The sequence below is a fragment of the Duganella caerulea genome, from assembly GCF_040362985.1.
Lineage (GTDB): Bacteria > Pseudomonadota > Gammaproteobacteria > Burkholderiales > Burkholderiaceae_D > Rugamonas > Rugamonas vulcania.
The window spans coordinates 344,282-356,434 of record NZ_BPWJ01000002.1 but is presented as its reverse complement, the minus strand read 5'-3'; the positions used below and the strand labels follow the sequence as shown (position 1 = coordinate 356,434).

At 63.3% G+C, this 12,153-nt stretch carries 11 protein-coding genes; 2 read left to right on the top strand and 9 right to left on the bottom strand.

The features are described 5' to 3' along the window. Positions 1-242: 242 nt before the first annotated feature. Positions 243-923 carry a Bax inhibitor-1/YccA family protein gene (locus ACUJB0_RS06405; protein ID WP_161091445.1) on the top strand — a complete coding sequence of 227 codons (681 nt, stop codon included), beginning with the start codon at positions 243-245 and terminating at the stop codon, positions 921-923. A gap of 65 nt (positions 924-988) precedes the next feature. Here ACUJB0_RS06405 and rlmD read toward each other — a convergent pair whose 3' ends face one another. The 7 genes from rlmD to ACUJB0_RS06370 form a co-directional block, all read right to left on the bottom strand. Further along, a complete protein-coding gene (gene rlmD, locus ACUJB0_RS06400) occupies positions 989-2,326 on the bottom strand; it encodes a 23S rRNA (uracil(1939)-C(5))-methyltransferase RlmD (RefSeq protein ID WP_444844499.1) in 1,338 nt (445 codons plus the stop codon). Between the two features lie 78 nt (positions 2,327-2,404). After that, positions 2,405-3,412, bottom strand: coding sequence for an RNA polymerase sigma factor RpoS (gene rpoS, locus ACUJB0_RS06395; protein ID WP_444844498.1), 1,008 nt, complete (start codon positions 3,410-3,412; stop codon positions 2,405-2,407). A 7-nt stretch (positions 3,413-3,419) separates the two neighbouring features. After that, positions 3,420-4,358: a peptidoglycan DD-metalloendopeptidase family protein gene (locus ACUJB0_RS06390; protein ID WP_444844497.1), complete on the bottom strand. Its 939-nt coding sequence runs from the start codon at positions 4,356-4,358 to the stop codon at positions 3,420-3,422. Positions 4,359-4,387: 29 nt separating this feature from the next. Continuing rightward, positions 4,388-5,263 (bottom strand): protein-L-isoaspartate(D-aspartate) O-methyltransferase, encoded by an 876-nt coding sequence (locus tag ACUJB0_RS06385; RefSeq protein ID WP_444844496.1) that lies wholly within the window; start codon positions 5,261-5,263, stop codon positions 4,388-4,390. Beyond that, positions 5,260-5,997, bottom strand: coding sequence for a 5'/3'-nucleotidase SurE (gene surE, locus ACUJB0_RS06380; protein ID WP_444844495.1), 738 nt, complete (start codon positions 5,995-5,997; stop codon positions 5,260-5,262). Before surE ends, ACUJB0_RS06385 begins: the two co-directional genes overlap by 4 nt. Before the next feature lie 69 nt (positions 5,998-6,066). Beyond that, positions 6,067-8,031: a KGGVGR-motif variant AAA ATPase gene (locus tag ACUJB0_RS06375; protein ID WP_444844494.1), complete on the bottom strand. Its 1,965-nt coding sequence runs from the start codon at positions 8,029-8,031 to the stop codon at positions 6,067-6,069. A 9-nt stretch (positions 8,032-8,040) separates the two neighbouring features. Continuing rightward, positions 8,041-8,646 carry a toll/interleukin-1 receptor domain-containing protein gene (locus ACUJB0_RS06370; RefSeq protein ID WP_161083447.1) on the bottom strand — a complete coding sequence of 202 codons (606 nt, stop codon included), beginning with the start codon at positions 8,644-8,646 and terminating at the stop codon, positions 8,041-8,043. Positions 8,647-8,823: 177 nt separating this feature from the next. Between ACUJB0_RS06370 and ACUJB0_RS06365 the strand changes: the two genes are divergently transcribed. After that, the gene (locus tag ACUJB0_RS06365; protein ID WP_444844493.1) at positions 8,824-9,798 is read left to right on the top strand and encodes an NADPH:quinone oxidoreductase family protein; all 975 of its coding nucleotides are present in this window, start codon (positions 8,824-8,826) and stop codon (positions 9,796-9,798) included. A 58-nt stretch (positions 9,799-9,856) separates the two neighbouring features. Here the strand turns inward: ACUJB0_RS06365 and yoaA are convergent, their stop codons facing one another. Continuing rightward, a complete protein-coding gene (gene yoaA / locus ACUJB0_RS06360; RefSeq protein WP_444844492.1) occupies positions 9,857-11,893 on the bottom strand; it encodes a DNA repair helicase YoaA in 2,037 nt (678 codons plus the stop codon). A 30-nt stretch (positions 11,894-11,923) separates the two neighbouring features. Next, the gene (locus ACUJB0_RS06355; protein ID WP_008450659.1) at positions 11,924-12,124 is read right to left on the bottom strand and encodes a YdcH family protein; all 201 of its coding nucleotides are present in this window, start codon (positions 12,122-12,124) and stop codon (positions 11,924-11,926) included. Positions 12,125-12,153: the final 29 nt, after the last annotated feature.

The window sequence follows — 12,153 nt, the reverse complement described above, 5'->3', positions numbered from 1 at the left end:
TAAAACAAAATTGATAACTCAATCAACCTTTGATTTTACCATAGAACACCCCATATACCGAGAATCAGGCATAGATAAGCTTGCAAGACCGGCCATATTTGCCGCCCAGGCGGGTAAATATTGGGAGGATGGCCAGATTAAGCCATCTCTAAGCGGGTATTTGGGGCAATTTTGCGCATTTTTACCCCGGCGTGCTATGCTTTTGGCAAGCGGTATTCGAATCACTCTGAAGGAGGTTCTTTATGAACAACATGCAAAACACCTACGACCTGGCGGGAAGCCGCTCGGTCCAGCACGCTGTGCTGCGCAACACCTACTGGCTGCTCGCGCTGTCCATGGTGCCGACCATCTTTGGCGCGGTGCTGGGCGTAGGCCTGCAGCTGCCGCTGGGCGGCGGGCTGATGACCCTGCTGTTCCTGGCGGTCGCCTTCGGTTTCATCTGGGGCATCGAGAAGAACAAGGATTCCGGCGTGGGCGTGGCCCTGCTGCTGGGCTTCACGTTCTTCATGGGACTGATGCTGACGCCCATCCTGTCGTTCACGCTGCGCGCCTACACCAACGGCGCCTTCCTGATCATGACGGCGTTCGGCGGCACGGCCACTGTGTTCGCGGTGCTGGCCACCGTGGCCACCGTCTCCAAGCGTGACTTCTCGGGCATGGGCACGTGGCTGTTCGCCGGCGTCATCGTCCTGTTGCTGGCGTCGCTGGCCAACATCTTCCTGCACATCCCGGCGATGTCGCTGGTGATTTCGGTGATCGCCGTGGCAATCTTCTCGGCCTACATCCTGTACGACGTGCAGCAGATCATCAACGGCGGCGAGACCAACTACATCCGCGCCACGCTGAACATCTACCTGGACGTGTACAACATCTTCGTCAACCTGTTGCGCCTGCTGGGCATCTTCGGCGGCAGCCGCGACTAAGCGTAGCAGCCTCACCATCGAAAGCCGGCCCAGCGCCGGCTTTTTTTATTGCGCAATCATTGGGATCAAGCGAGGTTGAACACGCCCATCGATTCGACGTGCGAGGTGTGCGGGAACATGTTGACCACGCCAGCCTTGTCGAGCACGTAGCCAGCGTTGACCAGGATGCCGGCGTCGCGCGCCAGCGTGGACGGGCTGCACGAGACGTACACGATGCGCTTGGGCAGCAGGTCGGCGCGGGTCTGGCTCAGGGCCACCAGCGCTTCGCTCAGCGCCATGGCGCCGTCGCGCGGCGGATCGATCAGCATGCGGTCGAACTTGCCCAGCGCAATCAGGTCGTCGGCCGTCACTTCGAACAGGTTGCGGGTGTAGAAGGTGGTCTTGTCGGACAGGCCGTTGGCCTTGGCGTTGTCCAGCGCGCGCTCGGTCAGCGAGGTCGCGCCTTCGATGCCGACCACTTCGCGCGCCTGCGTCGCCAGCGGCAGCGTGAAGTTGCCCAGGCCGCAGAACAGGTCGGCCACGCGGTCTTCCGGCTGCACTTCCAGCAGGCGCAGGGCCTTGGCCACCAGCACGCGGTTGATGTAGTGGTTCACCTGCGTGAAGTCGACCGGCTTGAACGGCATCTTGATGCCGAATTCCGGCAGCAGGTAGTACAGCTCCGGACCCAGCGGGTAATACGGCGCCGCCGTTTCAGGGCCCTTGGTCTGCAGCCAGAACTGCACCTGGTGCTGGTCGGCGAAGGCCTTCAGCTTGGCGTCGTCGCCCGCGCCCAGCGGCGACATGATGCGCAGCACCAGCGCGGTCACGCCTTCGCCGATCGCCACCTCGATTTGCGGGACCTGGTCGAACAGGGTCAGTGAGCCGATCAGCGCGCGCAGCGGCAGCAGCAGGTCCGACACGTGCTTCGGCAGGATCTGGCAGCTCTGGATGTCGGCCACGAAGATCGAGCGCTTTTCCTTGAAGCCGACCAGCACGGTGTTTTTCTTGGCCACGTGGCGCACCGACAGGCGGGCGCGGTAGCGGTAGCCCCAGGTCGGGCCGTACATCGGGCGCATCACCGTCAGCGGGCGCACCTTGCCGATGTGCTGCAGGTTGTCTTCCAGCACGCGCTGCTTGATCGCCACCTGCGCGGTCGGCTCCAGGTGCTGCATGGAGCAGCCGCCGCACATGTCGAAGTGCGGGCACTTGGGCTGCACGCGCATCGGCGATTCGCGCAGCAACTCATCCATGCGCGCCATTTCCCAGTTTTTCTTCTTCTTGAACGTGGTGAAGCGGACCGTCTCTCCCGGCAAGGCGCCTTCGACGAACACTACTTTACCTTGGGAGCCGTCTTCATTTTCCAGATGGCCGACGCCGCGGGCGTCCATGTCGAGCGACTTGATGAAGATAGTATTTTCTTGCATAACGTTCAATTCAAAAAGGGAATGGCTAGCGCCGGCAAGCATGTGCCGGGGCCGACATGATAGCAGAATGGGAAGGGACTACAGCAGGGAATCGCGCACCACGCCGCGCGCGGCCATGGCCCGTTTCAGCTTGACCAGCGCTTCCTGCTGGATCTGGCGCACGCGCTCGCGGGTGACGCCCATTTCCTCGGCCAGCGTTTCCAGCGTGGCAGGATCGTCGTTGTCGAGGCCGAAGCGGCGCATGATGACGATGCGCTGCTTGTCCGGCAGCTTGGTCAGCCAGTCGCGCACCAGCAGCGTCATTTCGTGGTGCTCGGCGCGCGCGTCCGGGCTGTCCTCGGCGTCGCCGGGCAGCATGTCCATCAGCGACGATTGCGGATCGTTGTCCAGCGGCGCATCGAGCGAGGTGGCGTGCTCGGACAGCGCCAAGATGTCCTGCACCTCCTCCACCGGGCGGCCGACCAGCTCGGCGATGTCCTCGGCGGTGGCGTCCTTGCCATTGTGGTGCTGGGCTTCGAGATGGTATTTGCCGCGCAGGATCTGGTTCAGCTCGCGCACCATGTGCACCGGCAGGCGCACCGTGCGGGCCTGGTTCATGATGGCGCGTTCGATGCTCTGGCGTATCCACCAGGTGGCGTAGGTGGAGAAGCGGAAGCCGCGCTCCGGCTCGAACTTGTCGATGGCGCGCATCAGGCCGATGTTGCCCTCCTCGATCATGTCGAGCAGGACCACGCCGCGGTTGATGTAGTGCTTGGCGATGGAGACCACGAGCCGCAGATTGTGCTCGATCATGGTCTGGCGGGCGGAGAAGTCGCCGGCCTTGGCCAGCGTGGCGTAGTGCACCTCCTGCGGCGCCGTCAGCAGCGGACGGGTGCCGATCTGGTTCAGGTAGTGCTGGGTGGTGTCGGTCGACAGCTCGGCCGCCAGCACTTTTTTCAGTTCGTCGACGCTTTCCAGCACCGCGCCCGGCTCGGCGGTTTCGGCCTCGCCATCCGCCGATTCGATGGCGACATCATCATTGCTCTCGTCCGGGAATTCGTCCGGGGCCGAGTCGTCATCCATCGAATCGTGCGGCGTCTGTGTCATGGCTCAGCTACCGGTTAGGCAGGAATCTGGACGGGTCGACCGGTTTGCCCTGCTGCCTGATTTCAAAGTGCAGCTTGACGGAATCGGCATCGGAATCGCCCATCTCGGCAATCATTTGTCCCTTGTTCACGCTCTGGCCTTCCTTGACCACAATGGTGCGATTGTGGGCGTAGGCCGACAACAAGTTATTACTGTGCTTCACAATAACGAGATTACCATAACCACGGATGCCGCTGCCGGCATACATCACTTTTCCGGCGCCGGCAGCCACGACTTGCTGGCCCGCCTTGCCGGCGATGTCCACGCCCTTGTTCTTGCCTTCGTCGAAAGTGGCGACCACGCGGCCTTCGGACGGCCACATCCAGCTCAATTTTTCATCCTCGGCGCTGGCGGCGACCGCGGCCGCGGCAGGTGGCGCGGTGGTCACGGCGGGCGACGGTGCCGGCGCAGGCTTGACGCTGGCTTCAGCCTTGCCGTTGCCATTGCCGTCGGCGCGCTGCAACTCGGCCAGCGCGCTCTCCGAATACGGTTTTTTCTCACCCTTCGGCTCGGTCTTCTTGATCACGGGCGGTGGCGGCGGCGTTTTGTCCACCGGTGGCATGACGATGGCGCCGGTCTGCACGCCGTTGGGCGCGCTGTCCGGCGGCAACACGCGCAGCACCTGGTCGACCTTGATGTCGTTCGGATTGGACAGGTTGTTCCAGGTCACCAGGTCGCGGTAGTTCTGGCCATATTCCAGCGCGATGCGGATCAGCGTGTCGCCTTTTTTTACCGTGTACAGGCCGCGCTCGTCGCGGGCGATCTGCGCCGTTTCGCTGGGGGTGGCGGGCTTGACTGGCGGCGGAGGGCTGCGGTCGACAACCGGCGCCTGATTCGGAGTGGTGGTGCAAGCGCTCAATAAAGCGAGCGCAAAGCTCAATGCGAGCAAGTTACTTTTGTTTGTCATTCTCATCTTAGTCTAAGGGTACGGGCACGTCATATCGTGCCCGGACGCAGCGGGACGAAGTGGCAATCCTCCAGCGTAACGCTGGCCCACTCCGCCTTGCCGGTGCGTGTAATTAATTCCAGGTGCTGCGCGCGGGCGCCCACTGGCGCCACCAGACGGCCGCCTATGGTCAGCTGTTCCAGCAGTGCTTGTGGCACCTCCAGGCCGGCCGCGGCCAGGATGATACCGTCAAACGGCGCCGCTTGCGGCAGGCCAAGCATACCATCTCCGTAATGCAAGCGCAGGTTCGGCACGCGCAGCGGGCGCAGGTTGGCCTTGGCCAGCTCGTGCAACGGCTTGATCCGCTCGATCGAATACACCTCCTGCGCCACGCAGGACAGCACCGCCGCCTGGTAGCCGCAGCCGGTGCCGATCTCCAGCACCCGGTGCAGCTGGCCGCCGTTGCGCATCACCTCGATCATGCGCGCGACGATGTAGGGCTGGGAGATGGTCTGGTGGTGGCCGATCGGCAGCGAGGCGTCGATATAGGCCTGCGAGGCCAGCGCCTCGTCCATGAACATATGGCGCGGCACGCTTTCCATCGCGCCCAGCACCACCGGGTCCTTGACGCCCTGCCTGGCGATGCGCTGCACCATGGCGCGGCGCACCGCGTCCGACACCAGCGGATTGCCGCGCGGCGCCTGGACCGGCACCGGCTGCGCCCGCTCCATGGCGTAGCTGTGCGACTTGGACGGCGCCGCCACCGGGCGCGCAGTGGAATAACCGTGCTGGGGCGGCACATGGCGGGCCGCGTTCTGGGTGGCGGTCTGCGGCGTGGCCACCGGCGCGAACACCGTCGCCTTCTTGGCCCCCTTGTCGACTACCGAGGATAGCGGGAGGGGAAAGCTACGGTTCTTGTCGGTCATGCCAGGGCCTTTGCCAGTGCATCGAGTTGAGTTTTGTGGGTCAGATCGATCTGCAGCGGCGTGATCGAGGTCCGTCCCTGGGCGCAGGCATGGAAATCCGTGCCCTCCCCCGCATCCCTGGTCGCGCCCGGCGGGCCGATCCAGAAGATTTCCTTGCCGCGCGGATCCTTGGCCCGTATCACCGGCTCGGCCTGGTGGCGCCGGCCCAGCCGGGTGGCGACCGGCGCGGTCAGCTGATCATAGGGCCGGTTCGGGATATTGACGTTCAACAGATACGGCGCCGGCAAGGAATCATAATAGCGCTGGATGATGTCGCGCGCATGACGGGCCGCGTCGTCGATGTGCTCCCAGCCGTAGGCGCCCTGCGAGAAGGCGATGGCCGGGATGCCGAACAGATAGCCCTCGGTGGCGGCGGCGACGGTGCCGGAATACAGCGTGTCGTCGCCCATGTTGGGGCCGTTGTTGATGCCGGACACGACCAAGTCCGGCTTGTAGTCCAGCATGCCGGTCAGCGCGACGTGCACGCAGTCGGTCGGTGTGCCGTTGACGAAATAGAAACCATTGGCCGCCTGCTGCACCGACAACGGCCGGTCCAGCGACAGGGAATTGGAGGCACCGGAGCGGTTGCTGTCCGGCGCCACGACCACGATGTCGGCGATGGGTGCAAGGGCCTGCGCCAGCGCGTTGATGCCCGGCGCCAGGTAGCCGTCGTCATTACTGATCAGGATTCTCATACGGAGATTTTACCTGAAGCAATGGCCTCGCTGCGCGTGCCGGCGGCCTCCGAACCAGATAAATTTGCGCTAGCGCGACGGCGGCCTCCCGACGGACAAATGACCGTCCAGCGCCATCAATTCCTCGGTGGCGCGGGTCCACAGATCGCTCGGGTGGCGGCCGCTGCGCGGGCGGGGTTGCCGGGACAAGGCGTCGCCGTAGTCGGCCATGGCGACATCCTGATGCAGCTCGGGCACCAGCACCGGCTCGCCGATCCGGCCGACCACCGGGCCGCCGAGCTGCGCCCGCACATCGGCCAGCTGCGCGCGCGCCTTGCGGGTTTCCGCGTGGTCCGGCCCGAGGCGCCGGAGATGGGCCTGATAGACGGCGTCGAACAGGCTGCTAGCGGCGTCCAGCTCCTGCATCCGCAACAAGGTGCACGCCAGCGCGGTCTTGCTGCGCAAGGTGTCGACGTGCTCCGCACCCAGCAGCCGCTTGCGCGCGGCCAGCACCTGCTCCTGCGCCGCGCGGGCCGGTTCGCTGTCGCCGCGCCGGAACAGGATGTCTGCCCGGTCGGCTTTGCAGGCCAGCGTCAGCAGGTGCTCGGGGCCCAACAGGCGCAGGTAGGCCTCCAGTACCGCGTCCATGATGGTCAATGCCTCGGCCGGACGTCCCTGCTGGGCCAGCGTGGCGGCCAGGTTGGCGCGCGCCGCCAGGGTGTCGAGATGTTCCGGCCCGAGCAGCCGCGTGCGGGCCTCGACGATGCACTCCTCGAGGAATTGCGCTTCGTCCAGCTGCCCTTGCAGGCGCAGCACGCCGGCCAGGTTGCTCTTGCTCGCCAGCGTGTCCGGATGGTCTTCGCTCAGTCCTCGCTGGCGCAAGGTCAGGCTTTCCTCGAAACAAGTCAGCGCCTGACGCAGCCGGCCATCGCGACGATACAGCTCGCCCAGCAGATTGAGGTCGCGCGCCAGCGGTTGCGACAGCGCGCGCACGCCGCCCTCTTCCAGCGCCCGGCGGGCGTCGCCGATGGAGGCCAGCAGGTGGATCTCGCGGCTCGATTGCCACGGGAAGTAGCCGCCGGCCAGCCAGTCGAGCAAGGCTTCGAAGGTGCGCGTCAGCGAGAAGCGGTCGCCGCCCTGGTCGATACGCACCGCCAACTGCTCGCCGTAGGCGAAGGTGCGGGTCTGTTGCAGCTGGACTTCGTCGAAATAGCTGTCCAGCGACATCTGCGGCATGCCGTAGCACGAACTGAGCAACTGTTCGAAGATCGGCTGGTAGCCCTGTATGCGCTGTTGCTGGTCGCCGCGCCGCCACTGGGCGCGCTGCACGCTGTCGCTCATTTCGATGCGTGATGGCAGAGGATAGACCATCAAAGGCCGCTGTTCGTCCTCGTGGCTGCGGCGGTAGGCGGTCGCGCGGGTGACCAGCGCCTGCACGCCCTCCAGGCTCTGCCGGTTTGGCGTGAAGACCACCACCAGCTTGCGCGGCAGCAGGGTTGTGCAGATGCCGGCGCTGTCGGTGCGGCCGGTGCGGGAATCGACCAGCACATAACGAAAATGCCGGGCCAGATTGTCGGCAAAGCAGCGGAACAAGGCCGGGCAACTGTTGAACAGCTCGTCCCAGTGCATCGCGGCCAGCCGCTCGCCGTAGCTGTCGTCGAAGCGGCCGGCACGCATCAGGTACAACTGGCTGCCCTGGTCGACCCGGCTGACATACTGCTCCCAGCCGACGGCGGCCAGCACTTCCCGCGCCAGCTCGTCGCCGTCCAGCGCGGCCGCGCCCTTGCGGCGGCGCGCCAGTTGCTCACGGCAAGCCTCGAACAGCTCCAGCACGCCCGGCTTGTCCTCGTGGTGGTCGAAGTAATGGTGCAAACCCGGCGCCTCCAGGTCCCAATCGATCATCAATACCGGGGTGGTGGCGTTTTGTTGACGCGCCAGCAACACCGCGATATTGGACAGGGCCATGGTGCGCCCGGTCCCGCCCTTGTAGGAATAAAAAGTGATAACTTCGCCGGTTCCAGTCAACGGCGGCAGCGACAAGGCAGTGATGTCCATGGCAAACCTTTAGCGTGGGAAGTGTGGAGGAGGAATGGCACGCCATTCCGGCGGAATGTCCGGCATGACAAAACGTCCACAGTCATGCTCCGGCGGCGTGCATCGTTTTAAGTGGTGGTAATGCTGGGCAATGCGCAACACGATTTTTTCTATGTCTGGAAGAAACTCCGGGTTGGTTTTGAGGTCGCCACTGGCCAGCGTGTAGCGGGAGAAGTCCACGTACATGCCCGGCCCGGCGATTTGCGGCGGCAAGCCGTCCGGGTGGCGGGTCATGACGACCGGGATGATCAGGTGGCTGGGCAGCGCGTACCACTGCTTGCGCTCGCTTTCAATTAGTTGCATTGCTGCAAACTCGCGGCGGGTGTAGGGGTGCGCTTCGTACTTGGGTGTATAAATGACAATCATGCAAGCGCTCTCACACATCGCGCGCGCGATCTTCTGGTCGAGGTCGTCTCCGCCGCCGAGTTGCTCACTATCAACAAAGAGCTCGTTCTCGTTGTCGAAGTGGGGCTCAAGGTAACATTTGAGCGCTTCGATCAAATCGTTCTTGAACTTGCTCATGTACGCGTGATGGCCGTGTGCATAACTGAAAAAGCAGCCGTGACGGATAGTCATGACATCCTCCGTTGCCGCCCTACAGAGGTACGGCCTTTAACCAACTCTAACAATCCCCTCGGCAGACACCTTGAGCGAACGCAAACGTGCGACAGCCCGAACTTTGCGCAAACTGGTGGCGCTTTCGGGTATCATAAAAATCTAACGATCGTTCTATTTATAACCAAGGAGACCACAATGAAAGCTGTCGTATGCCAGGCCTGGGGATTGCCGGACACCCTCGCCGTCCAGGAATTGCCCGACCCGCAAGCCGGTCCGGGACAGGTCGTGATCGATGTCAAAGCGGCCGGCGTCAACTTTCCGGACGTGCTCATCATTCAAGGCAAGTATCAATTCAAGCCGGAATTACCCTTTGTTCCGGGCAGCGAAGTGGCCGGCGTGGTGCGCTCGGTTGCTGACGATGTGACAACTTTCAGGCCGGGCGACAAGGTCATCGCCTTCACCTCGACCGGTGGTTTTGGGCAACAATTAGTGGCGCCCGTGCAAGCCTTGGCACCCATGCCGCCGGCCATGGATTTCGAGACGGCGGCGGCGATCACCCTCACCTACGGCACCTCGCATCACGCGGTGGTGGACCGTGCCGCGCTAAAAGCTGGCGAGACCATGCTAGTACTTGGCGCGGCCGGCGGTGTGGGGCTGGCCGCGATCGAGATAGGCAAAGCCCTTGGAGCCCGCATCATTGCTTGCGCTTCGACCGATGAGAAGCTGGAAGTGTGCAAAGCGCACGGCGCGGACGTGCTGATCAACTACAGCAAGGAAGATTTGCGCGAGGCGATCAAGGCGGCGACCGGCGGCAAGGGTCCGGACGTGATTTACGACCCGGTCGGCGGCGAATACGCGGAGCCGGCGTTCCGCTCGATCGCGTGGCGCGGACGTTACCTGGTGGTGGGGTTCGCCAACGGCGAGATTCCGAAATTGCCGCTCAACCTGACCTTGTTGAAAGGCGCGTCACTGGTCGGCGTTTTCTGGGGCGAGTTCGTCAAGCGCGAGCCGAAGGCCAACCTGGCCGGCATGCGCCAGTTGATGGGGTGGTTGCAGGAGGAAAAGATCAAGCCGCATATTTCGGGCCGGTACAAACTGGAGGAGACGGCGCGGGCGTTGAACGATATGGCGGCCCGGAAGGTCACGGGCAAGGTGGTGATACTGCCCTAGCATCTTGCCAGCCGCCGCTCTCCGAGAAGGTGGCGGCGGCAAGTTTTGATACTGAAAGTTACGAATCGGAATTCTTGTTTTTGAAGAATTCGATGACCTCGGCCTGCTCGCGGGTGCGTTTGAAGGACGGCAAACTCTGCCAAATCCGCTTGCCGTATGGCTTGGAAATCACGCGCGGATCGCACAACATCAGCACGCCGCGGTCGCCTTCATCGCGGATCAGGCGCCCTGCACCTTGCTTCAAGTTAATAATCGCCTCGGGCAAAGTGTGATGCATAAAGCCATTTTTGCCCTGCTTTTCCATCACCTCGATGCGCGCGGCCAGCACCGGATCGTCCGGCGGCGCGAACGGAAGCTTGTCGATAATCACTAAAGACAGCGCATCGCCGCGCACGTCGACGCCTTCCCAGAAGCTTTGCGAGCCGATCAGCACGCCATTTCCGGCCTTGCGGAACTGGTCCAGCAGCTCGGTACGGCCCTTGTCGCCCTGGACAAACAGCGGATACGGCAGGCCGCGCTTCTCGAATTCGTCGCGCAGGCGCTCGGCCGCGCGCTTCACGGCGCGTAAAGTCGTGCATAAAAGGAAGGTTTTTCCGCCCGCAGCCTCGACGATCGGCAGCGCATGGTCCAACACGGCGTCGGTGTACCCCATGGAATTCGGGTCCGGCAAGCCTTGCGGGACGTACAAAATGCCCTGCTGTTCGTAGTTGAACGGGCTCGGCCAAGTCTTCGACGGCTCGCCGTCCAGGCCCATTTGCTCGGAAAAATGGCTGAAATCATTCTTCACCGCCAAGGTCGCGGAGGTGAAAATCCAGCTGCGCGGCACGCCTTCGCGCTGGCCGTTGAAGATCGGCGCGATCGACAACGGCGTCTTGTGCAGCTGCAGGGACGACGCGTACGCCTCGACCCAGAACACCGCTTCGGCGCCCTTTTCCACCCGCGCCTTCGGATCGAATTTCCAATCCGCCAACTTTTGCGCCAGTTCCAGGCCGCGCTGGCGGCATTGTTCCAATGTTTCGGCGCGCGCGGCCTGGGTTTCCAGCACCGCCAGCATGCCGTCCAGCTCGTCTTTTAGCGTCTGCAAGGCAGGGAAAAAGTCGCTCGACGGCGCGATTTGCGGCAGCGACAGGCGGACGATATCTTGCGGGAACGTCAGGCGCAAATCGCGCGCGGCCTTCTCCACCACCATGACGACCTTGCCCCAGTCGGCGCCGTCGCGGGCGTTGGACAGGCCTTCGGCCAGCACATCGCGGCACAATTCCAGCACCTGCGAGGTCGAAAACGTGTCGCCGAAGAACAAGGTGGCGGTGTCGGGCAGCTGGTGCGCCTCATCGAAGATCACGGTATTGGCGGACGGTAGCAGCTCGGCGATGCCGGAATCCTTCAGCGCCACGTCGGCGAAGAACAGGTGGTGGTTCACCACCACCACATCGGCCTGCTGCGCTTCCTTGCGCGCCTTCATCACGAAGCAATCCTGGTAATACTGGCATTCGGCGCCCATGCAATTGTCGCGGGTCGAGGTCACCAGGTTCCAGATCAGCGCGTTTTCCGGCACGCGGGCCAGCTCGGCCTTGTCGCCGGAGCTGGTCATTTTCAAAAACCGCGAGATTTCGCGCAGGTGGCCGACGTCGTCGCGCGAGGTCATGCGGCCGTTCTGCAGCGTACGCTCCAGGTGATAGTGGCAGACGTAGTTCGAACGCCCCTTCAGCAAGGCCACCGACACCGGCGCCTGCAAGGCGGCGCGCACGGTCGGGATGTCGCGCAGGAACAACTGGTCCTGCAAGTTCTTGGTACCGGTGGAAACGATGGTCTTGCCGCCCCACAGCAGCGCCGGCACCAGGTAGGCGAAGGTCTTGCCCGTGCCCGTGCCGGCCTCGGCGATCAGCGTGGTCTGGTTGGCGATGGCATCCGCCACCGCCTTGGCCATCTCGGTCTGCGAGCGGCGCGGGCGGTAGTCGCCAACAGCCGGACCCAACGGCCCGCCCGCGCCAAACAGGCGCTCGACCTCGGCATCGTGTTTTCCGGGGGGCTGATCGGGTGTGGCGCCGACTACGGCGGGGATGGTGTCGACGGGCTTGGGAAGGTGTTCGGTCAAAATAAACTTAGTTGGGGCACTGAGCCGGACTCAGGCCGGAACGTCGGGCACTAATTGCATTTTCAGCAGAGTGATATGGTCTTTTAACTGCAGCTTGCGCTTTTTGAGGCGGCGCAATTGCAGTTGATCGTGATGGCCATCCAGCGTGAGCATGTCGATGACCGCGTCCAGATCGCGGTGTTCGACGTCGAGTTCTATCAGACGACGCTGGATATCTTGTACATCAGTCATAATTCTCGGTCTTTACTCACACAAAATAG

Bases quoted from the DNA above. Each gene is read 5' to 3' on its own strand.
- ACUJB0_RS06405 (WP_161091445.1), top strand. From the start codon at position 243: ATGAACAACATGCAAAACACCTACGACCTGGCGGGAAGCCGCTCGGTC.
- rlmD (WP_444844499.1), bottom strand. From the start codon at position 2,326: ATGCAAGAAAATACTATCTTCATCAAGTCGCTCGACATGGACGCCCGC.
- rpoS (WP_444844498.1), bottom strand. From the start codon at position 3,412: ATGACACAGACGCCGCACGATTCGATGGATGACGACTCGGCCCCGGAC.
- ACUJB0_RS06390 (WP_444844497.1), bottom strand. From the start codon at position 4,358: ATGACAAACAAAAGTAACTTGCTCGCATTGAGCTTTGCGCTCGCTTTA.
- ACUJB0_RS06385 (WP_444844496.1), bottom strand. From the start codon at position 5,263: ATGACCGACAAGAACCGTAGCTTTCCCCTCCCGCTATCCTCGGTAGTC.
- surE (WP_444844495.1), bottom strand. From the start codon at position 5,997: ATGAGAATCCTGATCAGTAATGACGACGGCTACCTGGCGCCGGGCATC.
- ACUJB0_RS06375 (WP_444844494.1), bottom strand. From the start codon at position 8,031: ATGGACATCACTGCCTTGTCGCTGCCGCCGTTGACTGGAACCGGCGAA.
- ACUJB0_RS06370 (WP_161083447.1), bottom strand. From the start codon at position 8,646: ATGACTATCCGTCACGGCTGCTTTTTCAGTTATGCACACGGCCATCAC.
- ACUJB0_RS06365 (WP_444844493.1), top strand. From the start codon at position 8,824: ATGAAAGCTGTCGTATGCCAGGCCTGGGGATTGCCGGACACCCTCGCC.
- ACUJB0_RS06355 (WP_008450659.1), bottom strand. From the start codon at position 12,124: ATGACTGATGTACAAGATATCCAGCGTCGTCTGATAGAACTCGACGTC.